The organism is Paenibacillus sp. ACRRX, assembly GCF_022346885.1.
In the GTDB taxonomy this organism is placed as follows: Bacteria; Bacillota; Bacilli; order Paenibacillales; family Paenibacillaceae; genus Paenibacillus_B.
Window position 1 is genome coordinate 261,391 of record NZ_JAKRNK010000007.1, and the last position, 26,339, is coordinate 287,729.

The 26,339-nt window shown below is 45.2% G+C and carries 28 protein-coding genes; 20 read left to right on the forward strand and 8 right to left on the reverse strand.

Annotated features, from left to right (window positions below):
• Positions 1-8 precede the first annotated feature (8 nt).
• The 3 genes from uptA (at position 9) to MH117_RS20340 (ending at position 1,949) form a co-directional block, all read left to right on the forward strand.
• The gene (gene uptA / locus MH117_RS20330) at positions 9-626 is read left to right on the forward strand and encodes an undecaprenyl phosphate transporter UptA (protein ID WP_239331930.1); all 618 of its coding nucleotides are present in this window, start codon (positions 9-11) and stop codon (positions 624-626) included.
• The gene (locus MH117_RS20335) at positions 623-1,189 is read left to right on the forward strand and encodes a thioredoxin family protein (RefSeq protein WP_239331821.1); all 567 of its coding nucleotides are present in this window, start codon (positions 623-625) and stop codon (positions 1,187-1,189) included. Before uptA ends, MH117_RS20335 begins: the two co-directional genes overlap by 4 nt.
• Positions 1,190-1,325: 136 nt before the next feature.
• On the forward strand, positions 1,326-1,949 hold the full coding sequence (locus MH117_RS20340) for an MBL fold metallo-hydrolase (RefSeq protein ID WP_239331823.1): 624 nt from the start codon (positions 1,326-1,328) through the stop codon (positions 1,947-1,949).
• 803 nt (positions 1,950-2,752) lie between these two features.
• On the opposite strand, the gene MH117_RS20345 is transcribed toward MH117_RS20340, so the two are convergent.
• The 7 genes from MH117_RS20345 to MH117_RS20375 form a co-directional block, all read right to left on the reverse strand.
• Positions 2,753-2,968 (reverse strand): hypothetical protein, encoded by a 216-nt coding sequence (locus MH117_RS20345; protein WP_239331825.1) that lies wholly within the window; start codon positions 2,966-2,968, stop codon positions 2,753-2,755.
• Between the two features lie 196 nt (positions 2,969-3,164).
• The gene (locus MH117_RS20350; RefSeq protein ID WP_239331827.1) at positions 3,165-3,893 is read right to left on the reverse strand and encodes an ABC transporter permease; all 729 of its coding nucleotides are present in this window, start codon (positions 3,891-3,893) and stop codon (positions 3,165-3,167) included.
• Between the two features lies 1 nt (position 3,894).
• Complete coding sequence (locus MH117_RS20355; protein ID WP_239331829.1) at positions 3,895-4,608, reverse strand: ABC transporter permease; 714 nt, start codon at positions 4,606-4,608, stop codon at positions 3,895-3,897.
• Complete coding sequence (locus MH117_RS20360; RefSeq protein ID WP_239331831.1) at positions 4,608-5,519, reverse strand: ABC transporter ATP-binding protein; 912 nt, start codon at positions 5,517-5,519, stop codon at positions 4,608-4,610. Before MH117_RS20360 ends, MH117_RS20355 begins: the two co-directional genes overlap by 1 nt.
• 69 nt (positions 5,520-5,588) lie before the next feature.
• Positions 5,589-6,953, reverse strand: a complete 1,365-nt coding sequence (locus MH117_RS20365) for a HAMP domain-containing sensor histidine kinase (RefSeq protein WP_239331833.1) — start codon at positions 6,951-6,953, stop codon at positions 5,589-5,591.
• Positions 6,950-7,621 (reverse strand): response regulator transcription factor, encoded by a 672-nt coding sequence (locus MH117_RS20370; protein WP_275444744.1) that lies wholly within the window; start codon positions 7,619-7,621, stop codon positions 6,950-6,952. The genes MH117_RS20365 and MH117_RS20370 overlap by 4 nt, the downstream gene beginning before the upstream one ends.
• Before the next feature lie 33 nt (positions 7,622-7,654).
• Positions 7,655-8,818 (reverse strand): DUF418 domain-containing protein, encoded by a 1,164-nt coding sequence (locus MH117_RS20375; protein ID WP_239331835.1) that lies wholly within the window; start codon positions 8,816-8,818, stop codon positions 7,655-7,657.
• A gap of 198 nt (positions 8,819-9,016) precedes the next feature.
• Between MH117_RS20375 and MH117_RS20380 the strand changes: the two genes are divergently transcribed.
• The 16 genes from MH117_RS20380 (at position 9,017) to MH117_RS20455 (ending at position 24,180) form a co-directional block, all read left to right on the forward strand.
• Positions 9,017-10,144: an ABC transporter permease gene (locus MH117_RS20380; protein WP_239331837.1), complete on the forward strand. Its 1,128-nt coding sequence runs from the start codon at positions 9,017-9,019 to the stop codon at positions 10,142-10,144.
• A gap of 57 nt (positions 10,145-10,201) precedes the next feature.
• A complete protein-coding gene (locus tag MH117_RS20385; protein WP_239331839.1) occupies positions 10,202-10,804 on the forward strand; it encodes a TetR/AcrR family transcriptional regulator in 603 nt (200 codons plus the stop codon).
• Between the two features lie 51 nt (positions 10,805-10,855).
• A complete protein-coding gene (locus tag MH117_RS20390; RefSeq protein ID WP_239331841.1) occupies positions 10,856-12,088 on the forward strand; it encodes a M24 family metallopeptidase in 1,233 nt (410 codons plus the stop codon).
• Between the two features lie 152 nt (positions 12,089-12,240).
• Positions 12,241-12,624 (forward strand): ATPase, encoded by a 384-nt coding sequence (locus MH117_RS20395; protein ID WP_239331843.1) that lies wholly within the window; start codon positions 12,241-12,243, stop codon positions 12,622-12,624.
• 157 nt (positions 12,625-12,781) lie between these two features.
• A complete protein-coding gene (locus MH117_RS20400; protein WP_239331845.1) occupies positions 12,782-13,555 on the forward strand; it encodes a threonine/serine exporter family protein in 774 nt (257 codons plus the stop codon).
• Positions 13,552-13,989, forward strand: a complete 438-nt coding sequence (locus MH117_RS20405) for a threonine/serine exporter family protein (RefSeq protein ID WP_239331847.1) — start codon at positions 13,552-13,554, stop codon at positions 13,987-13,989. The genes MH117_RS20400 and MH117_RS20405 overlap by 4 nt, the downstream gene beginning before the upstream one ends.
• Positions 13,990-14,506: 517 nt before the next feature.
• Positions 14,507-14,794: an Asp-tRNA(Asn)/Glu-tRNA(Gln) amidotransferase subunit GatC gene (gatC, locus tag MH117_RS20410; RefSeq protein WP_239331849.1), complete on the forward strand. Its 288-nt coding sequence runs from the start codon at positions 14,507-14,509 to the stop codon at positions 14,792-14,794.
• 21 nt (positions 14,795-14,815) lie between these two features.
• The gene (gene gatA, locus MH117_RS20415; RefSeq protein ID WP_239331851.1) at positions 14,816-16,273 is read left to right on the forward strand and encodes an Asp-tRNA(Asn)/Glu-tRNA(Gln) amidotransferase subunit GatA; all 1,458 of its coding nucleotides are present in this window, start codon (positions 14,816-14,818) and stop codon (positions 16,271-16,273) included.
• Positions 16,274-16,287: 14 nt separating this feature from the next.
• Entirely contained in the window at positions 16,288-17,730 is a 1,443-nt protein-coding gene (gene gatB / locus MH117_RS20420; RefSeq protein WP_239331853.1) for an Asp-tRNA(Asn)/Glu-tRNA(Gln) amidotransferase subunit GatB, read from the forward strand.
• A gap of 146 nt (positions 17,731-17,876) precedes the next feature.
• Complete coding sequence (locus MH117_RS20425) at positions 17,877-18,344, forward strand: GNAT family N-acetyltransferase (protein WP_239331855.1); 468 nt, start codon at positions 17,877-17,879, stop codon at positions 18,342-18,344.
• 66 nt (positions 18,345-18,410) lie between these two features.
• A complete protein-coding gene (locus MH117_RS20430; RefSeq protein WP_239331934.1) occupies positions 18,411-19,115 on the forward strand; it encodes an MgtC/SapB family protein in 705 nt (234 codons plus the stop codon).
• Between the two features lie 150 nt (positions 19,116-19,265).
• Positions 19,266-19,880 carry an RNA polymerase sigma factor gene (locus MH117_RS20435; RefSeq protein WP_239331857.1) on the forward strand — a complete coding sequence of 205 codons (615 nt, stop codon included), beginning with the start codon at positions 19,266-19,268 and terminating at the stop codon, positions 19,878-19,880.
• 24 nt (positions 19,881-19,904) lie between these two features.
• Positions 19,905-20,552, forward strand: coding sequence for a DUF6677 family protein (locus MH117_RS20440; protein WP_239331859.1), 648 nt, complete (start codon positions 19,905-19,907; stop codon positions 20,550-20,552).
• 36 nt (positions 20,553-20,588) lie between these two features.
• Entirely contained in the window at positions 20,589-21,758 is a 1,170-nt protein-coding gene (locus MH117_RS20445) for a DUF4097 family beta strand repeat-containing protein (RefSeq protein ID WP_239331861.1), read from the forward strand.
• A 150-nt stretch (positions 21,759-21,908) separates the two neighbouring features.
• Positions 21,909-22,349, forward strand: a complete 441-nt coding sequence (perR, locus tag MH117_RS20450) for a peroxide-responsive transcriptional repressor PerR (RefSeq protein WP_239331871.1) — start codon at positions 21,909-21,911, stop codon at positions 22,347-22,349.
• 124 nt (positions 22,350-22,473) lie between these two features.
• The gene (locus MH117_RS20455; protein WP_239331873.1) at positions 22,474-24,180 is read left to right on the forward strand and encodes a glycosyl hydrolase family 18 protein; all 1,707 of its coding nucleotides are present in this window, start codon (positions 22,474-22,476) and stop codon (positions 24,178-24,180) included.
• Positions 24,181-24,385: 205 nt separating this feature from the next.
• Here the strand turns inward: MH117_RS20455 and MH117_RS20460 are convergent, their stop codons facing one another.
• Complete coding sequence (locus tag MH117_RS20460; RefSeq protein ID WP_239331875.1) at positions 24,386-24,841, reverse strand: YgzB family protein; 456 nt, start codon at positions 24,839-24,841, stop codon at positions 24,386-24,388.
• A gap of 164 nt (positions 24,842-25,005) precedes the next feature.
• Here MH117_RS20460 and MH117_RS20465 point away from each other — a divergent pair, with 164 nt between their 5' ends.
• Positions 25,006-25,920 (forward strand): hypothetical protein, encoded by a 915-nt coding sequence (locus MH117_RS20465; RefSeq protein ID WP_239331877.1) that lies wholly within the window; start codon positions 25,006-25,008, stop codon positions 25,918-25,920.
• Positions 25,921-26,339 lie beyond the last annotated feature (419 nt).

Below are 26,339 nucleotides of genomic sequence, written 5' to 3' on the forward strand. Positions count from 1 at the left end.
GGGAAGGTATGGATACGATTCATCAGATTATTAACACGCTGTTTCACTGGATTCAAAGTCTGGGGGAATGGGGCATCTTTTTTGGATTGATGCTGGAAGTAATACCTAGTGAAATTGTGTTGGCCTACGGCGGGTTTCTTGTGTTTTTAGGAAAAGCGAACTTTATTATGATTGTTATATTCGGAGTTGTAGGGGGCGTGCTTGCCCAATTGGTAGTGTATTGGATCGGAAGATACGGCGGTAGACCGTTTCTGGAACGGTTTGGGAAATACATATTAATTAACAAGCACCATATCGATAAGTCGGAGGAATGGTTTAACAAGTACGGTACGGGTGTTATTTTCACAGCACGTTTTGTACCGATTGTACGTCACGCCATTTCCATTCCAGCGGGGATCACACGTATGCCTGTATGGAAGTTTACGATATTAACCACATTGGCTGTTATTCCGTGGACGTTATTGTTCGTTTACCTGGGCTTCATGCTCGGCGATAAATGGGAGCACATCGATGAGGCTGCTGCGCCGTACGTCAAGCCGATACTGTTGATTGCACTTGCGCTTCTAATCGTGTATGTTGTCATTAAATATACTATTTCGAAAAAGAAAGCGGGGCAATCCAAATGAGCAACTCTATAGCTGAATATTTGAGACAGGGCATATCACCACAAGCCTTTATGGATGGCATGACCAAGAATCAGGATGCCTTCCTATCTTGGTATAAACAGTTCGAATGGGCAGATGAAGAGGATCGCTCTTTCTTTGAGTCGCTGCAGTTCCGTGATGATCTGCGTTGTGAGATTCTGGCAGCAGATTGGTGCGGTGACGTTGTGCGCAACGTACCAGTTGTATTCAAAGCGATGGAGGCTGCAGGCATTCCAACTGAGGTTCTGATCATGGAACAATTTCCTGAACTAATGGACCAATATTTGACAATGGGTGGAAGATCAGTTCCAGTCGTTATTATTACGGATACTGGAGGACATGTGTTAGGCAAATGGGGGCCACGTCCTAGCGATGTGCAGGCTCATATGATTGCTTTTAAACAGGCGAATCCGGATCGCGAGGCTGCTGACTATCAGGACAACCTGAAAGTAGTTCGCCAGCAAATGATGGAGACTTACGGAGAAGGTACGGATTATCATAATCGTATCGTCCGCGAATTGAGAGAATTGCTGTCGTCGTTCTAACCGACAACAGAGTTGGCTGCAACTAGATCGGGCATACGAGCGAACGGCGGCACCATATTGACAAGTCGAGCCTGATTCTTCGTGAAGTATTGTTCCGATTATGATACAGAAAATGGTAAGGCGGTGTTTAGCAACGATGTTTCGTATATTAAGCTTTTCTCTGGGGCCTGTTGAGACCAATGCCTACTTGCTCATTAACGAAGAGTCCAAGGAAGCGGTCGTGATTGACCCTGGTATGAATCCAGAGCCGCTTATGAAGGCACTCGATGGGCTTCAAGTGAAGGCGATTCTGTTGACACATGCGCATTTTGATCATATCGGCGGGCTAAAGGAAGTTCGTGATGCACATAGCTGCCCCGTATATATCCACGGTTCCGAAGCGGAATGGCTGCTGAAGCCTGATCTAAACGGCTCGCTTATGTGGCCGCACGTATCACCACCGATGGTCTTTGCGCCAGCTGATCACTTGCTTGAAGACGGTCAGACGCTTGATCTGATCGGATATACGTTCCAAGTGATGCATACACCAGGACACTCTCCAGGCAGCGTAAGCTTCCTGTACGGCAAGCATTTGTTTGCAGGTGATGTGTTATTCCGTACTTCTGTTGGTCGTACAGATTTACGAGATGGTGATCATGATACATTGATTCGTTCGATTCATGAGAAGTTGCTGCCATTGGGTGATGACATTACGGTGTATCCAGGTCACGGGCCTACGACGACGATAGGCTTTGAGAAGCAGTATAATCCGTTTATATAGCTGAGTGAAAGCATAGTATTTATTAACCCTCTATAGACGTCCTATGGTCAGACATGAAGATGTTTGATTCACGTATGGGATGGATGTAGAGGGTTTTTCTGTGAAAACCAAACTCGATCAGAATATTCTATTCTCGTTGTTTCAGGAGGAGTGGAAGAAGTGAAGACCTTCTGGTAGGGATTTGAATTGTGGTTAAGCCATAGTTCAAACCGTGAAATTATTAGGGCAGCTACAGCAAGGGCGGCTGCATCAAATGTAGGAGAAATCATATAAAAAAGTAAAGGCAAAAGGGAATAGAGATCAAATCATTGATCTGGAATATGATATGGGATGAGTTGATCGAGAAAATCGCTTAGGAGGGATTACTATCAACCAAGTTTCTGTTATTCGTATTTATTTTCTCTAGGCTATTTATTTATAATAATCATTTTATTTGAATGTAAACTTTTGTCGGCACACTTTGCGCTGTATTCAAGTTTACTAGGGATAATATTAATCTTTCTAATCTCATTACTTATCATAAAGAGAAAATAGTCACTAGATAAAATGTGTCCAGTAATCGTAGGAAACTGAAGAGTAGTTAAGCTAGACTGAACGTATTAGGATAGAATGCGGATTGAATTATCAATGCAATAAAAGGAAAGAGCCTGTGACAATCACATTCGTTATAAGAGCATTACATCACAGGCTTATATTGATTTATAAGGGGTAGTTGGTTATTACCCTTTTATTATTTTTTCGGAATAACTGTTATTAAATCTAGCGCGACGGACAGGTTGTTATTATATCCATAACTTATTCTGTCATGGCAAATACTTGGGCATCCTTACTTTGTCGATCAATAGAAAACTCTCCATGTGCTGCCTCGGCTCCAGCAGCATAGGGATCATCACCTCGTAATTAGCGATTGTACGTTCGAACATCCACGAATTGCCGCGCTCATTTTCACGATATCGTATATCGATGAACGTATAGGGGTGATTGGTAGCTGATACAATATGCTCTAAAGTTCCTGGCATCAGTGAATCTACAGGAACTGAAGTTCACCATTTTCTTGATAAAAAGTGCTTTCTTGCTTAAGGAAGCGATCCACTCCGCAAATAGAAAACAACCTGACACCAATAAAGAATGGGTCAGGTTGCAGTGAACACATATATATAAAGGCTTGGATGGCATAACATGCTCTGAATCATGGAGATAAGAAAGAGCACGATTTTAGATTTCTTTGCGGTTAATATATGAAAGTCCCGCCAGGACAAATAAAACAAAACTTCCTCCGATGACAAACAGCAGCGTTTCTAAAGAGACATTGATTCCAAATGAATCGTTCTGAGGCAGCATTGCAAGCGACGGCTGGCCCCATGGATAATAGATGCCGTACTTGGACTGAATCACCATCAAGTTCGGCAGCGTAAATATGACATTAACAGCGAGCGGAGCAGCAAAGCTTGCCCAAGCCATTGCCATTAACATTTGCAGCGCGATCAACGGCAGAGAAGCTATCCAACCGTTAAGTACACTGTTACACAGCATAATCCATGGAATCGGTTCAGCGATCCCCTTAAGCGAGCCGACCAATAGCACGGCACCCAGGAAGATGAGTTGTGTGACCCCGAGCAGCACCGCTACGATTACATATTTGGAGATGTACACACCTGAGCGGGAGACGGGCAATGATAAGAGCTGTTTCCAACCCCCGTTAGCATGCTCGTACCGACATATAAAGGCGGATAGCACACCCGATAGCAGCGGCAGGAACAACACAGCGTGTGCCATAGCCATCTGGGAGAGCAGTATTTTCCATGCGAAAGGCTGATCCACGTTGAGGCTATACATTAAGCCGAGCATGGCAGCCATCAATGGACTGAGAATCAGGATGAGTGCTAGCTTGGAACGCTTTAACTTTAATATTTCAGCATAAAGGATCCGATGCAAAGTCCGCATGTTAGTCCACATCCTTTCTGGCGAAGTGGAGCAAAGACAGCATATAAATAACGAGACCTGTACATAGGCCCGCGATGACCGAGTAAATGGGACAATGAGCTCCGTTAACGAGCAACGGCCATTTGAGCGGCATCCAGTCCGGCATGCGAGCAGCGTACATGCTGAAGATACTGACAAGGATGCCAATTGAGATCGGCAGCGCCTGATTTCGATTGGTAATGGACAGCCACGATTGCAGCGCAATAATTGGCATTGCGGCAAGCCACGGAAAATAACATTTCAACAGCAGCATTTCCCACGGAATATCCATCCCTAATCCCAACACTCCGCCAAGCAGAAGCGTGCCGCCACTTAATAAAGTACAGGCCACAAAGAGCAGTAATTGGATAATTGTAAATTTGGAAGCAAACACAGTCGAGCGGGATATCGGCAGAGCCAATACTTGTTTCCACGACTGCTCCCGATGCTCAATCCCAGAAATGATGGATGCAATTAGAGTAATTCCCAGCAGCAGTGCAGGTGCCGCCAGAAACTGAACGTTAATGATCAGATTGCCCCAAGGATCATCTGCATACTTCTTCAGTAAATAATCGTAGCGGAGACCGTAATTGACGCTCTGTAAGCCAATAACGCCTATCGGTCCCAACAGTACCAGCCAACCCATCCATGTGCGTCGAAGCTTAAGCCAATCAGCAGACATTGCTTTTAGCAGCATTACGATCGCTCCTTCCCGGTGAGGGACAAGAAGATCTCTTCGAGCGACTGCCTTTGATCCACGATTCGGTATATGCTGTGGCCATTTTGAACAAGCTGCTGCACAATTAAAGCTACTTGCTCATCAGGTACGTATGTAATCGTTAGTAGATCTTCTTCCTCAGCGGCATGGATGCCCCATGTGGATATCGTATGAGCTGCTTTGCGGGGATCTGACACCGCGAGGCTGATATGGTGTTTTGCCTTTCTCTGCAGCATCTCCAGTGAATCTTGGAAAAGGATGCTGCCGTGCTGAATAATACCGACTCGATTGGCCATCTGTTCAATTTCACTTAAAAGATGACTGGAGACAAGTACGGTAATGCCGTATTGGGCGGGCAATGATTTGATCAGTTCTCGCATTTCCAAAATGCCTGCAGGATCGAGGCCATTGGTGGGCTCATCCAGGATTAGCAGCTCCGGGGACCCAAGCAGCGCAGCGGCGATTCCTAATCGCTGCCGCATGCCAAGTGAGTAGCCTTTGACCACACGCTTGGCGTCTTTTGTTAACCCAACGATGCTTAATACCTCATCAATTCGTGATATGGGCACGTCGATAATGCGACGAATGGTTTCCAAGTTCTCGCATGCGTTCAAATGTCCATAGTAAGAAGGGGATTCGACTAAAGAACCGACCTTTTTTAAGACATCGATTCGTGACTTCGGGAAAGACTTGCCAAACATGCGGATAGATCCAGAAGTTGGTCGGATAAGGCCTAATAGCATACGGATGGTAGTTGTTTTTCCAGCTCCATTTGGTCCCAAGAATCCATAAATGTCTTGTTTGTTTAACTCCAGATTAATCTTATTAACAGCCGTTCGCGAACCATATTGCTTTGTTAATTGTGTAGTTTGAACGAAAGCATCGCTCATTGTGATCACCTCATGTTTAACCTTATCGTGCACAGGTTAAAGGGAGGCGACCTTAAGTTTAAATTCTGTTTAAAAATCAGGAGAAATCTCAATCACTGTGCCGTATTCTCCGGTTCTTACTGTAGAAACTAGGCCCATGTCCTGAAGCATGACCGTCACGATACTCATGCCAATCCCGCTTCCCTTAGTGTCTGTTGATCGCTGCATGCCGGGTCCTTTATCTGTGATCACAATTCGTGCTCGAGCTGCCGAACTCAGTACCTGAATGCCAATATAACGGCCGTTGGCGGCATGGCGTACGACATTTTGGATGAGATTATCCATAATTCGCTTCATCCATTGGGGGTCAATACACCACATAATAGCGTGATCCGGCAGATCGATTTCAATATCAAACTTCTCCTGCTCCAATACGGGATACCAATTCGCGGCACTCTCACGTATGAGCCGAACGATATCAACTGGTTGTAGCTGCAGGGTGTACCGTTTGGCGGCAAGCAGCGTATAAGAGAGCAGGTTATCCACCAGATGCCCCAAGTCGTTTATTTTTGTATCCATTAACGTAATGGACGACACGCCTTGCGCTGACAAAGGTTCTTCTTTCAATGAATGGGCATGTGCCCTTATCGTCGTGAGCGGTGTACGAATGTCGTGTGACAAGTTAGCAATCAGCTTCTTCCGCAGATGCTCTTCCTCTTGTTCCCGTTGCCTGCTCGTTCTTAGGTCGTCAATCATGCGGTTAAATGCATGCTCCACTTGGCCGATCTCATCTTCACGTACCACTTGCAGCGTATGAGGAATGCCATTGTCGTCCGTAAAGGTCATTGCCTCTTCCAAGCGAACCAACCGGTTACGTATACGCTTAAAAAATTGCCAAGATAACATCACAAATAAGATATAAATCGCGACTTGAACCAGCAGCAACCAGTTATAGTTGTACGATTTACTGAACGTATTCCCCATTAGCTTCCTTGGCAGCTGCATGACCATAAAGCCCTTCTCCGGCTGCTTGCCGATAAAGGACACTATTGTATAAGGGTCGCGATCGTAGCTCTTCTTCATAAATGAAATACTGTCCACCGCTGTCCATAACTTAGGAAGTTGTGCTTGTACAGGCAGCATGTTACGGGTATGCCCTGACCCGTCAACCCAGAACATGCTCGCTTTCGGGTACTCGGACTTCAGCTGTGTTAGCTGCTGCGCGATCTGCTCCGGTGAGGCTTGTCCAAGACTGGCGGCAGTGTCGTGCCAATGCTTCTCCATTCGCTCGTTGCTAGCATAAGGATTAGGTTCAGTATTACCAGTGAAGGATTGTGATAGTTGCATCAGTATAGCCAATACCGGAAACACAATAATCCATAACGCTAGCGCACAAAAAATGATCAGCAGATAGCGAGCTCGAAGTGATTGGCGCCAACGCACTTGCGAGCTCATCGTTTGACCCGGTAACCGATGCCGCGGATGGTCTCGATAAGCTCAGGGCGGCTTGGGTCTATTTCAATCTTCTCTCTTAAATAACGAATATGTACCATGAGGGTCTTATCACCGTCAATGTATGGTTCTCCCCATACCCTCTCATATAGCTGCTCTTTGGTTAAGATTTGATTGGCATGGCGCAGCATGTACGCAAAAATATGATGCTGCTTACCCGTTAGGATGATATCTTCGCCGTTCCGCTGATCAACCACTCGATTCTGATGCGGGTAAATATGCAGGTGCTGCAGCGAGATTAGCTCCGGTGCATTCTGTTCGTGCCTGCGAAGCAGCACTTCTATACGAGCTGCTAGCTCATCAGGATGGAAGGGCTTAGTCACATAATCATCGGCAAATTGCAGCCCTTGCAATTTATCATCAATAGCTGTTCTAGCAGACAGCATCATGATTGGCAGCAGGGGGTGCTCCTTCTTTAGCCGCTGGCCCAACGTAAACCCGTCCAGTCCAGGCAGCATGACATCAAGCAGCACTAAGCTTTTGGAGGTAGCGGCCTCAACTAGTCCTTCTCCGGATATGCGCCATTCGACGTCATACCCTTTTTGTTGTAGAAATCGTTCCATCCATGAGCCGATTTCGTTGTCGTCTTCCACGATTAAGATGCGATGCATGATTCAAGACTTCCTCTCCTGAATGAAATAAGATCATCTTCCACGCTTAGGCTCCTGATTGGCATTGGACTTATGGCGAAGCGGAGAGAATTGTCCATATGTTCCGGCTCGCCATATCCACTCCACAGGTCCCATTTGATAAAAGCGAAGCCATAACTTACTGCAAAAGGTCTGAATGATAAGGATGATAACAACATATATCGTTCCCATCCACAAGGGTGCAGTTCCTGCGTCGTTCCATAGCAATCGCAGCAATCCCATTGTGAGTAGGGTCTGCGTTAAATAATTTGTAAGCGCCATACGGCCGACGGCAGCCAAGCTCTGAAAGCGATAAGATCCGAAGCGGTGAATAAGCCGAAGCAGTGTGCATACATAAAATACTGCTAATGTTTTTCCTGTTAAATGAGTATATCCATAGTTCTGCAAGGTGTTGTAAATCGGATGGGAGGCATAGTAGACAACCATTGGGATAAACAACAGCAAGGTGAACCCGGCAGATATCCATTGCAGACGTTTGATAGCGCCTTGATATAGATGCAAACGTTCGAACCAGCGTTTTTTTCCTGCATACAGACCTAATAGAAACAAGCCAAGCACTTCAAAGACCAATAATGACAAATTCTCAAAACCGTTACTGAACAAATGGTTGATCCGCATCCGCATGTCTGGCACATGGGGAAATAAACCGATAGTGTCTCCGCTAGCATCGGTGTATGACGCTGCGAGACCAAGCAACACGATAAGGAGCGCATATAGACTTAATAACGTGATGCTCCATGTCAGAATGGTCTTGGCAGAGCGTTTATAGAATAAGAGCAATAGAAAACCGAATAAGCCGTATGCATGAAGAATATCCCCTTGCCACAGCAGTACATAATGGGCAATTCCGATCAATAACAACAGCAAGAGTCGGCGAGTGAACAAACGATATACAGGAAGCGCCCTTCTCGCGGCGCTCTGCATAAATAAATAGAAGCCTAGACCAAATAAGAACGAAAAGATCGTGTAGAACTTGGTCTGAATGAACATATCGTATAACAAGCGAACCATAGCGTCAGCACCTGTATAAGAGGTTGCAAAATTCACGCCATTGCCTATCATATCAGGGACGTTTACGAAGAAAATACCAAAGATAGCAAAGCCGCGAATGATGTCCAGCGCATCAATCCGTTGACTCGGCTGCACCAATTGTGACATGCAAGCACACCCCTTATATAGGCAAAAACTATTCGATCAGTCTCTTATTATACCAGAGACTATGGCTGCGGCTCAGGATTGTAGATAGATAAGCCAAAGGATTGACATTAGTGATGGTAAAAATTATTATATTAAACAAACGTTTAATTAAACATTTGTTTAAATTATCACCATTTTAAGGAATAGGGTGTGGTAGGAGTGAAACAGACTTTTCGATTATTTTTTAAAGAGAGAACAACTTGGGTAGCCGTTTCCGCTGCAATTATTTTTCAGCTTATATTTGGTGCTGTCTGGATGACGGGATACGAAGGCGTAGCTGAACGAATGAAACAGGTGAGGCTGGCGGTAGTTGTACAGGAAGGGCAGTTAGCCAGCTTGTTGGAGAAATTATCAGACCGCTCGCCCATAGAGGTAGTTAGGTATAAGGATATTGAGACAGCCCTGTACGATCTTGACTTACGCAAAGTCCAAATGATCGTAAATGTTCAGCAAGAATCAACCCCCTCAGGCTCATCGCTGCCTCCAGAGATCCAGCTTACTTATTATATGAATGAATCGAACCCAGCGATGGTAAAGTCCATCATGACTGCTGTAGCATCTGAATTTACAGATGCTATTAAAAAAGTCCGGTTGGTGTCTATGATTGCACAGCAAAAGAACGGCAGTAATAGTAATATATTTGCAGACCCTGGTGTACAGTCTTCGGTGGTTACCTTGCATCCAGCAGGTGACATGCATCGGCAGATGATTCCGTTAATGTTGGTGTTGGCATCATTTGTCGGGTCTATGCTGGTGGCGATGAATTTAGAACAATCAACACAAGCACTTATAGGAAAAACGAGCAGATGGCATCGCTTTTTTGTTCGTGGTATCATCAATTTAATTGTTGCAATTGTCGTGTCAGCCGTAGGTGCAACGATGGTTGCGTGGCTAGGTGGTCCGATTGTTGGGGGCTTCTGGATGCTTATGGGGTTTCTGTCGTTGCTAATGGTAGCATTTTTGTTTATGACGCAGCTGTTCGTTCTTATTTTTGGTCTAGCAGGAATGCTGATTAATATCGTACTGCTATCTATGCAGCTGGTCACATCAGGTGCGATGCTCCCAAGAGTACTATTGTCAGAAGGGTACGCAAATGTAAGCCAGTGGCTGCCAGCTACGTATGGGGTGGACGGAATGTTAAATATAATGTTCGGTGGAACCGGAACAACTCAGGACAGCTGGATGCTTACCATTATGGGGATTTCGTGCTTTATTTTAGGTGCAGCTGCAGTAGTAATGAAGCGGGATGTGCATCAAACGGCTACGGTGACCGTGAACAATGTGTAAGTAGTAACAAACTTGCTTCAAGAGAGTCGTATGTCTTGTAGATCGGAGTGTTGGCATTTGAGCGAGACGGAAATAGACGTGAAGTCACGTATGTTATTGGCGGCCAAGCAATTATTTGCTAAGCAGGGCTACGATGCAACTACAGTACGGCAAATTGGAGAGTCCGCCGCGGCAAATATTGCATTGGTTTCTTATCACTTTGGAGGTAAGGAACAGCTCTTTCATGCAATGATCGTCGCCTTCTTTCCGATTCGACGATTGCCTGAGCTGGACCAGTTTGATGGAGATCCGCTGCAAGCTCTGGATTTTATTATCAAGGAAGTGTCTGTTTATAGAGAACGGGAACCAGAGATGGTGCGTATTATTCAACATGAAATTTTACTGAACAGCCCACGTATTCACTTGATTCAAGAGCATGTGATGCCGCTATGGCAGGAGCTGATGCGAACGTTAGACGAAGGTCGACAAGCTGGGATATTCCAATATGAGAGCTTGCACCGGACCACAATGTTTGTAATTAGTGTGCTGCTCTTTAACCAGCGTGGGGAGTATTGGAGACCCTTGATCCAGGCTGAAGACGAATCATCCGCTCTTAGTTGGTCTGAGGAAGCAGCAATCTTTGTCAAACGAGCATTAGGGATCACACGAGAGATAATATAGATAGCTGCATGACCAGATGAACTATTTTGTTGAAATGGGGGTAAATTTGTTATGACTAATAACGATCATCATGATTCTACGGAAGCAAGGGAGCACCGTGATCGACTCATGCGACTACAACATCATATGTCAGGCGCAGGCATCGATTTATTTATCGTCACGCATAACGTGGATATTTATTATTTAACTGGATCGATGCAGACAGGGTATGTAATGGTACCGAAGGCAGGTGAACCGGTATTTCTTGTGAAGCGCAGCTTTAGTCGTGCGGAGGTGGAATCGTCCATCCGCGTAGAACGTATGGGGTCCTTTCGACAGTTGGGTGATACGATTCGTTCCTACTACAGCGACATCATGCAACAAGGAACCCGGATTACGATGGCGACGGAGTACGATGTGCTCCCTGTCCAGCAGTTCGAACGGCTGAAGGCCGTCATTCCGGATGTAGACTGGACGGATGGTTCGACGATATTCCGTGAGCTTCGAATGATCAAGTCACCATATGAAGTGAGTCGAATTCGCATTTCAGCAATTGCAGCTCATCGTGCGCTGGAACAAGCAGCTGCTCATGTGCGCGCAGGCATGACCGAACTGGAGCTTATTGCGCATATCGAGCACATTTTTCGAATGCAAGGCCATATTGGCATGGTGCGCATGCGTGGCTACAACCAAGAAATCGTGACGGGGATGGTTGCCTCCGGCGAAGCGGGAGCGGAGCCCACTTATTTCGATGGCCCCGCAGGCGGCCGCGGATTAACCCCTGCTAGTCCACAAGGAGCAAGCCGCAAGGTTATCGTTCCGCATGAACCGATTCTGGTGGATATCGGATGTTGTATTGACGGTTATGTCATTGATCAGACCCGAACCCTTGTGATCGGGAAACTCGATGAAAAGCTGCAATTTGCATATGAGGCTGCAGAAGCGATACTTAGGAATACGGAGCAGCGGCTAAAGCCGGGGACTATTAGTGAGACATTGTACACCGACGCTTTGGCGTTGGCCGAAACCTATAAGCTTGCCGATCACTTTATGGGATATGGTGAGGATCAGGTGAAGTTCCTCGGGCATGGCATCGGTCTGGAGATTGATGAGTGGCCGGTCCTTGCGCGTGGCTTTAAGCAGCCATTGGAGCCGGGAATGATTTTAGCGATTGAACCCAAGTTTACTTTTCCCGGACTGGGCGTAGTTGGTGTTGAGAATACTTACTTAATAACGGCAGATGGCTATGTGAAGCTAACCACAGCACCGGAAGGAATCATTGCCATAATCGAACGGAATGAGTAAGCGGCCGTTTTTGAATCCCAATTTGTGGAATTGTATTTAGTGTCGTAATTGCAGCAAGCAAGAATCTAGTTGTCTTATCGTTTACAGCCAGACACTTTTCTAGTACGATAGTGAAAAAGTGAAATATAGAAGTCGGCTGGGAGGCATAGACAATGATACAATTGGGAGAGAAAGTAGTCATTGTCGCCGACCGTTTCGAGCAACAATTGCCTATCGGGGAATACGGCTATATTATTGCATATGACCGCAACGCGGATAACGCATTTGATTATGTGATTCGTGTTCCGAAAGCAAGCCGCAACTTCTTTGTACCGGCAACAGATGTCGAATGCGAAGACCTGCTCTTGCAGCAGGAAGCGGATCGTGTCGAACGGGAAGCGCTCATTGATTATGCGCTCGCTACAAGAAATGAATCTTTATTTCGTCGATTGATGAATAACGGCGAAGAAGAGGTCGAGAAGGAAGAGGATGAAGGCCAAGAGCCGATGTCCGCGGAAGACTTTGTACGCAAAGTGAATTTGCGAGCTTGGATATAATGGAGTACTCATAGGAAGTGCAGACAGGACGGACGTGTAAGGAGGCGATGCTGCAATAGCGGGAATCCTGCACGTCTTTCTTTTTATGTATCATGAAAACGATGAAAAAGTTTCATAATAACACATATAGATTGGCCATTGAAGGAGAGGGGCAGCTTTGGAACTGAATCGCATCATCTATGTTGCGACATATGCCGGCAAAATATTGCTTGAGAGCGGCGGTGAAACGTATCGTGTTGAGGATACGATTGGGCGAATCTGTAATGCCTACGGAATTCGGAAGGTAGAGAGCTTTGTTGTGCCCACAGCGATTATTACGTCTGCGGTTAGTGATGAATACAAATCCAAAGCCGTAATTAAACGGATAAGGAACCGCAGCTTTAACTTGCAGAAGATCGTGCGGGTGAACGAGCTGTCGCGCAAGATTCAGTCGGAGCCGATTACGATACGTGAACTGTATGCTGAATTAAAGGCGATCGATCAAGCTAATTCCTATCCTTTATGGCTGTCGAGCTTGTTCTATTCATTTATCTCTGCCGGGTACGTCCTGTTTTTTGCAGGTTCTTTTCTGGAAATGGTTAATGCATTTATAAGTGCTTCCGTGATGAGACTGAGTATGTATCTATTTGAGAAGGACAATTACAATGTAGTGTTTATACATGTCCTCGGCGGCGCGGTGGCTGCGGTAAGCACATTGCTGCTTGTCTACTTCGGAGTTGGAGTTCAATCCAATACCATTCTAATCTCTGTGCTGATGAACTTATTCCCGGGCCTTATTCTGGCAAATGCGATTCGTGACATTATGGCAGGGGACACTTTGTCAGGAGTAGCGCGAACGACAGAAGCACTGCTTATTGCGATAGCGATAGCTGCTGGTTCTGGTACGGTAGTGGCATTAAGTATGAAGTGGTTAGGAAGTGGCGCAGTATGATCATCAAAGTCCTTGCCTCTTTTTTTATAAGCATGTGCTTTGGCGGAGCGTTTCAGCTTCGATTAAAAGGCATGCTGCTTTCCGGATTGGCTGGGGGAATAAGCTGGCTAACATTTGATGTGGCCAAGCTATTGACGGGCAGTGAGTTTTTTTCGTTTTTTCTTGCCTCCTGCTCATTGAACATCTATGCCGAAGTCACGGCCCGAAGAGCCAAGATGCCGGCTATATGCTTTATTGTTCCGGGGCTTGTTCCGCTTGTGCCGGGTGCGGCATTGTACGGAACGATGTATGAATTTGTGTTAGGTCACCCGCAGGAAGCATGGAATTCGGCGATATTCGCCTTTTCTACCGCGGTAAGTATATCACTTGGTTTTATTCTTACATTAGGCATTGCTCGTATGAAACGACCGTTTCGGATCACCTTTAAAAAATAGTTCTAGTATTCCCTTCTCAACATTTGTTGTTGTTGCTTGTGACGATACAATAACAGGGGCTGTCTGTTTTAAGGTCATTTGACCTTTTGGGACAGCCTCTTTGTGTATTGTAGGCAGGACATATCGTATGCTTTCAAATATCGTTATGTTTAATCGGCATAATCACCCATGAACTGCTTGTAAAAATAGCTTGTAAAGGGTTGTGGATAAAAACTATGGCTTTGAAATTGTGGTAGGGGTCGGATAATGAGCGCGGATTAAGATTACCGTTAATCAATACAATTGCGTTTTTAATCTAGATGATTACTATTTGACACTCCTTTCTGGTCATTCCTAAATCATACTATTATTTGGGAATAAAAAAGTGTTGTTCAGTTATTGCACTCCAATCGTAAAGTTGTAATTATAGAAAAATATTCCATTATAATGCGTTGAGTTGATTTTCGTTCTGCGCTATAATAAAGGGATGAATTTTGGCTGGTATGGCTGGAATACAGTAAGGAGGACGAAATAGCCCATGAGCATTAATTTGGATAACGTCGAGCATGTGGCCCGACTAGCACGCTTGCAACTGAGCGATGAGGAGAAGAATCAATTTTTGGACCAGCTTAATGCCATTTTGAAATATGCTGACAAGCTGAATGAGCTGCTCACCGACGACGTTCAACCGACTACGCATGTGCTTCCTATACATAATGTCATGCGTGATGATGTAGTACGTGAGTCGCTTCCAATAGAACGAGTGATGGCTAATGCGCCAGAGGAAGAAGACGGTCACTTTAGAGTGCCGGCAGTCTTGGATTGATAACTGAAGGAGGAAGACGCGTTGACGCCATTGGAACTTACATTAGTTGAATTGCAGCAGCAACTGAAGTCGCGATCATTATCAGCGACTGAATTGGTTGAAGCTTCTTATAAGCGTATTGCGGCTACGGAGCCGCAGATTCAGGCGTTCTTGACGCTGAACGAAGATCAGGCTTTAGGTGATGCGCGTGCTCTTGACGAGCTGTTGGCGCAAGGAGGACAAGTTGCCTCTCTCGCTGGTATTCCAGTAGGCGTGAAGGACAACATCGTAACAGATGGCTTACGTACAACTTGTGCGAGCCGATTTCTGGAGAACTTTATTCCCGTGTACGATGCGACTGTATCCCGCAAGTTAAAGGAAGCGGGTATGATCACGATTGGCAAGCTGAACATGGACGAATTTGCTATGGGGGGCTCCAATGAGAACTCTGCCTATCAAGTCACCCGGAACCCTTGGGATCTTGAACGTGTGCCGGGAGGATCAAGCGGTGGCTCAGCAGCAGCCGTAGCTGCCGGCCAAGTGCCGTTTGCACTTGGTTCCGATACAGGAGGGTCTATCCGTCAACCTGCTGCGTATTGCGGTGTAGTTGGATTAAAGCCTACTTATGGCCTTGTATCCCGATTTGGTCTGGTGGCATTTGCTTCCTCGTTGGATCAAATCGGTCCCTTCGCCCGTACGGTTGAAGATACAGCGCTTGCGCTGCAAGCCATTGCGGGACACGATCCGATGGATTCCACCTCGGCTAACGTAGATATTCCGAATTATGTATCAGCCCTGCAAGGTGACGTCAAGGGACTACGTATTGGGGTACCTAAGGAATATATGGGTGCAGGTGTTGATCCTAAAGTAAAAGAAGCGATTATGGCTGCACTCCGTGTCTATGAATCCCTAGGAGCGGAGTGGGAAGAAGTATCGCTTCCACATACGGAATATGCGGTTGCGGCTTATTATTTGCTTGCTTCTTCAGAAGCTTCTTCGAATTTAGCTCGCTTTGATGGCGTCCGCTACGGCGTACGAGCCAATGATCCGGACAATCTGCTGGATCTATACGTTCAATCGAGAAGCCAAGGCTTCGGTCAGGAAGTAAAACGCCGTATTATGCTGGGAACGTATGCGCTTAGTTCTGGTTACTATGATGCTTTCTATTTAAAAGCGCAGAAAGTACGTACATTGATTAAGAAGGACTTTGACGATGCATTCAGCCGTTACGATCTTCTTATTGCACCTACTGCGCCAACGACAGCGTTTAAGATTGGCGAGCAAGTGAACAATCCGCTGCAGATGTATATGAACGATATACTTACAATTCCGGTCAGCTTAGCAGGTGTTCCGGCGATCAGCGTGCCTTGTGGTCTGGCAGACGGACTGCCCGTTGGCTTGCAAATTATCGGCAAACCATTTGATGAAGCTACAGTTTTAAAGGCTGCGCATGCATTTGAACAACATACTGAACATCATAAGCTGCGCCCGCAGTTGTAAGAGGAGGATCTGACATGCCGAGTGTAAAATACGAAACGGTTATCGGCTTGGAGGTGCATGTGGAGCTGCATACGAAGTCTAAAATTTTCTGCGGCTGCTCTACTGCATTTGGCGCGCCTGCAAATACGCATACGTGCCCGATCTGCCTTGGTCATCCAGGTGTGCTGCCGGTATTGAACCGCCAAGCGGTTGAATACGCGATGAAGGCTGCCATGGCTCTGAACTGCGAAATATCGCCAATAAGCGACTTTGACCGTAAAAATTATTTCTATCCCGATTCACCGAAAGCTTATCAGATCTCGCAGAATACTCGGCCTATCGGCTTAAATGGCTGGATCGATATTGAAGTAGGTGGTCTCACCAAGCGCATCCGTATTAATCGCCTGCACATGGAAGAAGACGCAGGTAAACTGACGCATATAGATGGCGGCTTCGGTTCACTAGTGGACTTGAACCGCTGCGGCACACCGTTGGTGGAGATCGTATCAGAAGCAGATCTTCGCTCGCCTGAAGAAGCAAAAGCTTATTTGGAGAAAATGAAGGCCATTATGCAGTACTGTGATGTTTCAGACGTTAAGATGGAAGAAGGATCACTGCGCTGCGATGCCAATATTAGTCTTCGCCCTTATGGTCAAGCTGAGTTTGGCACGAAGGCAGAATTGAAAAATATGAACTCCTTCCGTGGTGTACTGCGTGGTCTTGAATATGAAGAAGAACGCCAAGCCGACATTCTGGATGAAGGCGGCAAAGTGGTGCAGGAGACAAGGCGATGGGATGAAGCGCAAGGACGAACCCTGACGATGCGCAGCAAAGAAGAAGCGCACGATTATCGTTACTTCCCAGACCCTGATCTAGTGACACTTATCGTTGAAGCTGAATGGAAAGATCGTGTGCGAGCTTCGATACCAGAACTACCTGACGCACGTAAAGCACGTTATGCAGCGGAGTACGGCTTGTCGAATTACGATGCTGAGGTGATCACCTCATCGATGAAGATTGCCGACTTGTTTGAGCAGAGCTTGACGTATACTACGGACGCAAAAGCCGTTGCCAACTGGATTATGGGTGACTTGCTAGGCTACCTCAATCAGAATGGAAAAGAAATTGAAGAGGTGGCATTAACGGGTCAAGGTCTTGGCGAAATGATCGGACTTATTGAGAAAGGTACGATCAGCAATAAGATCGCCAAAACGGTATTTAAAGAGATGGTTGAGAGCGGCAAATCGCCGCAGACTATCGTTGAGGAACAAGGCTTGGTTCAGATCAGTGATGAAGGTGCCATCAAAGCGATTGTGGAGAAGATCGTTGCGGCTAATCCCCAGTCTGTAGAGGATTTCCGTGCCGGTAAAGAAAAAGCAATCGGCTTCCTTGTGGGCCAAGTGATGCGTGAGACAAAAGGAAAAGCGAATCCTACAGTTGTAAATGAATTGCTTGTAGCGGTATTAAAGCAAGCTTAGTTCTGGTATAAAAAAGCGGATGTCAGTTCATTTACGATTAGCCTGATGGAGCAATGCTCTGCTAGAGTGGTCTTACTCTTGCGGGGTGTTTGCTCCGTTTGTGCAAGTGTGCTGTTGAATCATATTTTCATTAAAGGAGAATATGTATGATAAAATCACTAGATCTAAAAGAGCAGGTCACATTGGAAGCCTTGTGGATGATGCAGTTAACCGCTTATCGTATCGAAGCCAATCTGATTGGCTTCGACAAGATTCCGCCGCTTATGGAATCAATGGAGCAGCTTGCGCAAGCAAATGAGAAATTTTATGGATGGTATACCGATGATCATGTGCTGGCAGGCGCAGTGTCTACTGAAATGGAGGCACCGGGTGAATTGCAGATATGCAGGCTGATGGTGCGCCCAGACCACTTTCGTCAAGGGATTGCACGTAAGCTGATGGATCACGTGCTGAACATGGATGGCATCCATACGTTTACGATAAGCACGGGCTTGAAAAACGAACCAGCTGTGACGCTTTACGAAAAACTCGGATTTCAATATAAATGCGATGATGAGGTAGGTCCTGGAGTCGTATTACGGACACTTGAGATGAAAGTTCCCTCATTTATGTAGATCTTTATGTTTGCCATGGCAAACTTCGATAGCAAGGGAGGTTGACAACCTATGGCAACAAACAATGTGGCTGATCCTTGGTTTATCGATAATGTGCATCTGACCATTCGGTTACTACTGGCCATGCTGCTGGGTGGTCTGGTTGGACTGGAGCGAGAACAAGCTAATCATCCGGCTGGACTACGCACCCATATTCTTGTGTGTATGGGTTCCGCACTTATCATGCTATTATCTATTTACGGATTCTCGCAATTTATTACAGAAGGCAACGTCAGGGTTGATCCGGCAAGACTTGCGACAGCTGTAATAACAGGGATTGGATTTCTAGGCGCGGGCACCATTATTTTTACCGGGAAGTCGATAGCGGGACTAACGACAGCTGCGTCTCTTTGGGTAGTTGCTGCAATCGGGCTGGCTGTAGGAGCAGGCTTTTACTTTGCTGCGATCTTGACAACGGTACTAGTTATCGTGAATTTATTCGTATTTAGCAAGCTGGAACAGCGGTATATGGTAGGCAAGAAACCGCGATTATTAATGCTGGAGACGGATGAAGCGATTGATATTGTACCAGACCTTAACGCGAGTATGCTAGGACACGGCATTGCTGTGAAAAAGATGACAATTATCCGCAAAGTGCATAACGATGATGATTATACGACTGCGGCTAAAGAAATCAGACTTGTGATCATCATACCGAAGCATACAGACCAGTTCTTGTTTGCATCTGAAATTGAACGTTTACGAGGCGTGCGTTCTGTGACCATTGAATAGTTATACCTAGACTAAAGTCGGTGAAACCTTCCTAGACCCAGGAAGGTTTCTTTGCGTTCTGGATTGCAATTACAATGAAGTTAACTGAAAAAGTGCGCAGAACACGGATAGGAAATCTTTGAACAGCTTGACAAGAAAGGATGTAATCAGGTGAAAAGAGAGAATGCTGTTACTGTACAGTCTAGGGAGTTAGATGAACAATTGGTGGCTCAATTTCAACAGGGGAATACGGATGCATTTCATGAATTGGTGGAAAGACATCAACATTTTGTGTTAACTTGTATTTGTCGCACAGTTCCGGATCGTTATCTAGCGGAAGATGTTGCTCAGGATGTATGGGTCAAAGTATATCGTTCTTTGCATACTTACCGTGGCGAAGCAAAGTTTACAACTTGGTTATACCGGCTTACGCGAAATCAATTAATCGATACGCTTCGTAAGTGGAAGTATCATCATCAAACAGAACTTCTTGATCAGAATGTCCATGTGCATTCAGCTCCAGTTCAAACACTGTCACTGTGGGACGATGTTCCAGAAGAGCGTTTGCTGAAGCGTGAACGTTGTGAGCAGGTTCAGGACACTCTTTGCAAGCTTCCAATCAAATATCGCACTGTTATGGTGCTGTATCACATGCGTGACAGATCTTATGCTGAGATTGCCGAACAGCTGGCTATGCCGGTTCGTACTGTGGAAACGCGATTATACCGTGCAAAGTCGCTATTTAAGCGGGCCTGGGGTCAGATGACTGAACCATCCGTTACTTAAATTGATCAAGAAGGAGGGATAAACATGAGTGAATATCGATCCACATCTTCAGCAAAGGACCAAGAAGAACAGTTTCTCCGTCAACGCATTCGTGAGATTGAACGCATTCAAGAGCAGCAGAACATGTCAAATAAAGAATTTGGATGGTACGAACAACAAGCACGTCAGCCTTACGCACATGTGCCGGAACCTCCTTTTATGAACCAGAAGCCACCGCGTAAGAGCAAATTTGTAGCTGTGTTGTTTTCATTCTTGTTCCCGGGTGCAGGGCATTTTTATCTGGGCTTAATGCAAAGAGGACTACTTGTCATGATGCTTATCGCACTTGATATTGTGGCTATTGTTTACTTTACGTCCAACATGGGTGAGAACGTACCATTAATAGTCCTGTTAGGCCTGTTTTTGCCAGTGATTTATTTCTTTAATTTATTTGACGCGATGCAGCATACTGATCGAGTAAATACCCAAGCCATTTATGGTGGGTCTGAAAAAGTTAAACAAGGCCCTTGGCTTGGCGTACTGTTAGTTATTATAGGGCTTATCATGCTGCTGTTCACAATTGACCCAAATTGGCTTCGATGGATGTTCAAATATGCAGGGTCATTTGCAGGGGCTGCCGTCTTAATTGCAGGTGGGCTATATCTCCTATTTAAGGAATCCAGGAAAAAATAATAGCGGCTGAGAAGGAGTGTGGTCGTCATGATAAGGGTGGGGCGAATTACGGCAGCTCTGCTTCTCGTAGCCGTTGGAGTATTGCTGCTGCTTGATCAGTTCTTGAAGGCCAACACCATTACGTTGCTACTGACCTGGTGGCCGCTTCTATTAGTGAGTTGGGGAGTAGAGGCTGTTATATATGGTTGGAAAAATAAAAGCCGAAAATGGAAATTTGATATTATTGGTATGTTTACAGCTGTAGTGATTGCCATATCCGTCTTTACAGTTGCGCAGCCACAACTGTTTCGCGATTTTATTCGCAGTGTTCAGTTCGACTTTTCTATGATGAAACAAATGGTGTCATTGGATGGTGTTAAATTCGAGCAACCGATACAGAAGGAACGTATTTCCGTAGAAACGGAATCGCTTCGAGTAGAGCAGCAGATGGGTGATGTATATATTCAATCTGGAGCAGGCGATGAGATCATCGTTGAATCTCTCATTACGGTATATGGTCTTGCCAAGGAAGAAGCAAAGGCAGTTGCCGATCCTATAGAGGTACAGCTTGAGCATAACCAGCAAGAACGGCGCTGGACTATTCGCACGAATGGGACGGATAAGATTTATCGCTTGGGACATAAAGCTCGTATCGATCTTAAGATATCAATTCCGTCTTCTATACGTATGGAAAGTCATGTTCAAGTTGAAAGTGGAGATGTCTATATGCGTGGTACCTCGGGAGATGCGATGGTAACCGTCGATAAAGGCGATATTTTATTAATGGACATCTTAGGTAAAGTGCAGACGGAATCTTATAACGGTGATGTGGAAGTGAAGAACATTAGAGGCAATGTCCAGCTTCATAATCAAGATGGAGATATTATTGCCAATCGAATTGAACGTGATGCGTTGATTGTGGCCAGCAGCGGTGATGTTTCAGTGCACGATGTCGACGGTAACCTTAGTGTTAGCTGCTTAAATGGTAAAGTTGAAGCGGACACGGAGGAAATCAGTGGAGATTGGGATATACAAGGGCTGGCAAGCGACGTTGTCTTACAATTGCCAGAGCATGCAGATATGACGATAACTGCAGAATCGTTATATGGCAGCATTAAGAGTGATTACCTGTTTTCGATCCAAGACAGACGGATGACAGGTGTTGTGGGTAACGGTCGTTATCAGATTCAAATTAAAACAAACGGAAGCATTCAAGTAGAACATTAACTTGTCAGTGATATTATCCCTTGCAAGTTAACATTGACAAAATAAAAATAGAAGACGTACAATGGACATATATTATTTGTTGATAATTGTTATAATGTAATATTGATACCCGTCAGTAACAAAGATTAAGGATAGAAGGTGGTGGTCAGGATGCAGACGCGGGTACAGCATGCATTGGAACATTTAAAGATGTCCGGCGTACGAATAACACCGCAGCGTCATGCCATATTGGAATATTTGATGGATTCCATGACACATCCGACTGCAGACGAGATCTATCGAGCGCTAGAGCCTAAGTTCCCAAGCATGAGTGTTGCTACTGTATACAATAACTTAAAGACATTTATTGAAGCGGGCCTTGTGCATGAATTAACTTATGGTGACAGTTCTAGCCGCTTCGATGCGAATGTGTCGGATCACTACCATGCGATATGCGAAAAGTGCGGGAAGATTGCTGATTTTTCGATGCCAGCGCTTGAGGCGGTTGAACAGACAGCAGCAGAACGAACTGGATTTCTCATTCGCGGACATCGAATGGAAGTGTATGGAGTGTGTCAGACTTGCGCACAGAATAATCGCGTAAGTTCCTAAACAATATGAGGGTTAACATGCGCGCAGCGACTGAGGTCCTGCGCGTTTTTAATTTGTGTATTATGCGTTTAATAACGCCATCAGAATGGAGGCTGACATGGGAAACAGCAATATGTCAAGACACATGTCGAGAAGTACAAACAAGCCTAAACCTAAAAGCAGACGAGGAGGGTGCCTCTTCTTATTATTCGGCTTATGTCTGCTTGGATTCAGTGTGTGGCAGGGCTGGAAGGGTTGGTTGCCCAATCAAGATTATGCAGATACTAAATTAGTCGTCAAACAAGCCATTACTTGGAATGGTGAAGCTTCTGGATATGGAGCTAAAGGCAGCGGTGAAGGTTTATTGATTCCGCTTAAAGCTGTGCAAGAGCGAATAATGCCAACTGCCATATATGAAGAACGATCCAAACTTGTTATTCTTACAAATCAATCACACGTTGCTGCAGTCTCTACAGAAGGGGATAAAGGTTGGTTGGATGGGGACATGAAGAATTGGGGGATCGGCGCTCAAGTAGCGGGTGACCAAGTATATGTCCCAGCTAAAGTATTGGAAGAACTGCAAGTGGCAACGTTTAAGGAATTTGCAGATACCGGAAACATCCGAATTACATTCCCAGGAGATACGATTCAAATTGGGAAGATCAAGCAGGAGGACAAGACAAATACGATAGCAATGCGCTATCATCCGGAGAAAAAAGCTCCTATCGTCCGAGATTTGTCTGCTGACACCGCAATTACAATATGGTCGAAACAAGAAGATTGGGTTCTTATTCAAGATGATGGGGGCAGACTCGGCTATGTTCGTGAAGATGAAGTCGAGTCGTTGGAAAAGGAGAGTACGCCTAAGGTAGAACCACTGTCACCGCCTCAATTTGTAGAGGAAGAGATTCCTGTGAGCTTGGCGTGGGAGGCCGTATACTCACGGAACCCGAATCCCGATTCGCTGCCGGATATGCCCGGTATCAATGTAATCAGCCCAACCTGGTTCAGCCTGCAAGATAATGAAGGCAATGTATCCAGCAAGGCAGACAGACGGCTTATTGATTGGGCGAAAGAAGAGGGGAAATATGTCTGGGCGTTATTTAGCAACAGCTTTGAGCCTGAACGAACGACAGAGGCATTAAGTTCCTTTGAACGTAGAGATCGATCTATCCGCCAACTCCTTGCATATGCAGAACAGTATAAGCTCGATGGTATAAATATTGACTATGAGAACGTAAACGTGGAGGACCGGGATAACCTGACTCAATTCGTTCGTGAATTGACACCTTTGTTCCACATGAAAGGGTTGGTTGTTTCTATTGATGTAACTGCCAAATCAAGCAGTGGCAGGTGGTCACAATTTCTCGATCGGAAAGCGCTTGGCACTGCTGTCGATTATATGATGGTTATGGCGTATGATGAACATTGGGCAGCAAGTCCGAAGTCTGGTTCTGTGTCATCACTGCCATGGGCGAAAAGTGCAGTTGCTCGTATTATAGAAGAAGACAACGTTCCAGCACATAAAATGGTACTTGGCATGCCGTTGTACACTCGAATTTGGTCAGAGACCAGTGAGGCTGGCGAGACAAAGGTAAAGTCTGAATCCGTAGGGATGAGATCGATAAAGGAGTGGCTGGAAAAATATAAGCTGACACCGACTTTCTCAGAGCAAGAAGGACAGCATTATGCCGAGGTAACAGAAAAAGGTGTGAAGCAGCGCGTATGGATCGAAGATGAAACTTCTATAAAAGCACGTATTAAGATGGCCAGAGAGTTGAACCTTGGTGGTGTTGCGGTCTGGGCAAGAGCATTAGGAGATGATGATATATGGAAAATCATTCACTACTAAGATGCATATAAGGTAGTATGAACGTATGTATTCACGAGCCTGTGACATGAACTTATAACTTTATTATAGAAAAAGAGCCGTTATCTTCTTTGTCAGCATCATTCAGCTGATAGAAAGCGTAGCGGCTCTTTGTTTTTAATTTTATAGAGGGAATAGTGTTGATGAAGAAACTCCGTCTGTTGGAACATGACTTACTGCTAGTGGGTTAGTTAGATTTAGGGATTGAAGTGTCCTGTGCTGGACTTGAAACTGGAAGGTGGCCGCTATGATCGGAATCTTTATCCTCGTATAAAGGATGCTCTGTAGCCTGATCAGGATCAAGTGTCAGTATGGTGCGACAGAACATACAACGATCGGTTCTTCCTAATATTTTGGTTTGCTTTCCGCATTCAGGACATTGAAGCATGACAGCACTGGTAGAGAGCATTCCTGCCCAAAAGTAAATAGCTACGCTGCCTAAAAGAGCTACCATCCCAATGATCAAAAATATCGCTGCAAAAGGTCTGCCTGCCAATCCCCACATGAGAATACCGGCAGTGCCTAATACCATCAACCCCATGCCGCCCATGGTTAATACTAAACCCCATAGTCTAAATTCATTAATCTTGCTGGACTTGAACAATCGTGGCTGTTGAACAGGTTTGTTCGATAGATGGTTCATGGTAGCGACTCCTATCAAGAATAGAATAGTTTTATACAAATTAGGAGGAAAGAGACGATCTATGTAGAATTATAAACTATCATCACCTGTAAAGAAAAGCCATTATGTTGAATCGACAATTTTGGATAAAGTAAGAAGAACGCTAATAAAAGTGTGGGGTACGTGTGGACAAAGGAACTAGGAAGTATTCACTGCCAATAGATCATCTTCTAAATAACGAATTAGTTGTCGGTATCATTACAATAGACCGAGAAGCTGTCGAATCTAAGATTCCCCAGTTTGTAGAGTGGCATCATTACCTGATTGTGATTCAGAACACCTCTATGCCTCTTCCGCGGAGTCCGATTCGGTTAATTGATGAGGATAACCAGCATATAATCATTACTTGCTTGTCTGCGAGTGAGCTTATGGAGGGGGACCCTATGAGAAATGATGACATGAGGCGCGTGATTGCTATGGGAAACATTGAATGGGATCGATTCGGTTATATTGAATCGTTGCAGCAAAAGCTGCGCAGTATTAATAGTGAGCGAGAGCAATTGATGCTCTCCAAGTTTACATTATTCGTTTACGCCTATTTGAATGCCAAGCGTATGCTGCATGCAGGTCATGAGCTTGATGCATTGACTTCAATTGCAAAAGCATTAAGGGAATGGGCGGAGTTGTCTGCATATGAGGAAGGCTTTGTACCGGACCTTCATATTTGGCACCAAGTAAAGTCACTGAATCCGGGTGTTCATAAGTTGTATGAAGAATTGGCGACTAGCGGAGAGACGATACACCAACGTGTTGAACTAGTGCTTCTTGCTTGTGAGTTTTCTATAACAACCAAGATGAAGACTTGCTTGGCTCCTCTTATTCGTATACTTAAGCAGGCAGAGAAAGGTCTTACGTTACAGGAGATGGAGCAATTCGCTGAGCTGCAAGTAGTGGCGGAGCACTTACCGATGCTGATGGATAAGTTGATGAGAAGGGGCTACGTCCAATCTACATTAACACGGCCAGAAGAGGCGTGGGTATCGATTGGTCTTGCTCCTGTGTACCATTGGAACGAAGAACGCGAGGTTGTACACGGCTGACTGCCATAGTGGTTCAGCCAAGTGTATACTTGGCTGAAGTAAGCAATAGGCTGTTATATTATTTTCTTGAAATAAGGTGTTGACTTGATCGCATAGGGTATGATAAATTAGAACTCGTCCTTCTTATAGGGGATGCGAGACAAGCTTTGATAGTTCGTCAGTTCAAATTATTGAACTAAACGGCTGAAAAAACTTTTAAAAAAAGTGCTTGACTCGAAAGTGGTTAACATGATATATTATAAAAGTCGCCGCTGAACGATGCGACGAACTAAAGCGAAGGTGATGAACAATCACTAAGCTTACAATTGTTCCTTGAAAACTGAACAACGAGCAACGTTGAATGAAGGACATGATCTTGATCATGAAGCGCATTGAACGGGAATGTTAAGAATCACGAGATTTATCTCGTCAGCAATACA

Coding starts and splice junctions, on each gene's coding strand:
- uptA (WP_239331930.1), top strand. CDS start 9: ATGGATACGATTCATCAGATTATTAACACGCTGTTTCACTGGATTCAA.
- MH117_RS20360 (WP_239331831.1), bottom strand. CDS start 5,519: ATGAGCGATGCTTTCGTTCAAACTACACAATTAACAAAGCAATATGGT.
- MH117_RS20440 (WP_239331859.1), top strand. CDS start 19,905: ATGAGTGAATATCGATCCACATCTTCAGCAAAGGACCAAGAAGAACAG.
- MH117_RS20345 (WP_239331825.1), bottom strand. CDS start 2,968: ATGCCAGGAACTTTAGAGCATATTGTATCAGCTACCAATCACCCCTAT.
- MH117_RS20350 (WP_239331827.1), bottom strand. CDS start 3,893: ATGCGGACTTTGCATCGGATCCTTTATGCTGAAATATTAAAGTTAAAG.
- MH117_RS20425 (WP_239331855.1), top strand. CDS start 17,877: ATGATAAAATCACTAGATCTAAAAGAGCAGGTCACATTGGAAGCCTTG.
- gatC (WP_239331849.1), top strand. CDS start 14,507: ATGAGCATTAATTTGGATAACGTCGAGCATGTGGCCCGACTAGCACGC.
- MH117_RS20355 (WP_239331829.1), bottom strand. CDS start 4,608: ATGCTGCTAAAAGCAATGTCTGCTGATTGGCTTAAGCTTCGACGCACA.
- MH117_RS20335 (WP_239331821.1), top strand. CDS start 623: ATGAGCAACTCTATAGCTGAATATTTGAGACAGGGCATATCACCACAA.
- perR (WP_239331871.1), top strand. CDS start 21,909: ATGCAGACGCGGGTACAGCATGCATTGGAACATTTAAAGATGTCCGGC.
- MH117_RS20370 (WP_275444744.1), bottom strand. CDS start 7,621: ATGCATCGCATCTTAATCGTGGAAGACGACAACGAAATCGGCTCATGG.
- MH117_RS20455 (WP_239331873.1), top strand. CDS start 22,474: ATGTCGAGAAGTACAAACAAGCCTAAACCTAAAAGCAGACGAGGAGGG.
- MH117_RS20390 (WP_239331841.1), top strand. CDS start 10,856: ATGACTAATAACGATCATCATGATTCTACGGAAGCAAGGGAGCACCGT.
- MH117_RS20395 (WP_239331843.1), top strand. CDS start 12,241: ATGATACAATTGGGAGAGAAAGTAGTCATTGTCGCCGACCGTTTCGAG.
- MH117_RS20365 (WP_239331833.1), bottom strand. CDS start 6,953: ATGAGCTCGCAAGTGCGTTGGCGCCAATCACTTCGAGCTCGCTATCTG.
- gatB (WP_239331853.1), top strand. CDS start 16,288: ATGCCGAGTGTAAAATACGAAACGGTTATCGGCTTGGAGGTGCATGTG.
- MH117_RS20340 (WP_239331823.1), top strand. CDS start 1,326: ATGTTTCGTATATTAAGCTTTTCTCTGGGGCCTGTTGAGACCAATGCC.
- MH117_RS20405 (WP_239331847.1), top strand. CDS start 13,552: ATGATCATCAAAGTCCTTGCCTCTTTTTTTATAAGCATGTGCTTTGGC.
- MH117_RS20460 (WP_239331875.1), bottom strand. CDS start 24,841: ATGAACCATCTATCGAACAAACCTGTTCAACAGCCACGATTGTTCAAG.
- MH117_RS20375 (WP_239331835.1), bottom strand. CDS start 8,818: ATGTCACAATTGGTGCAGCCGAGTCAACGGATTGATGCGCTGGACATC.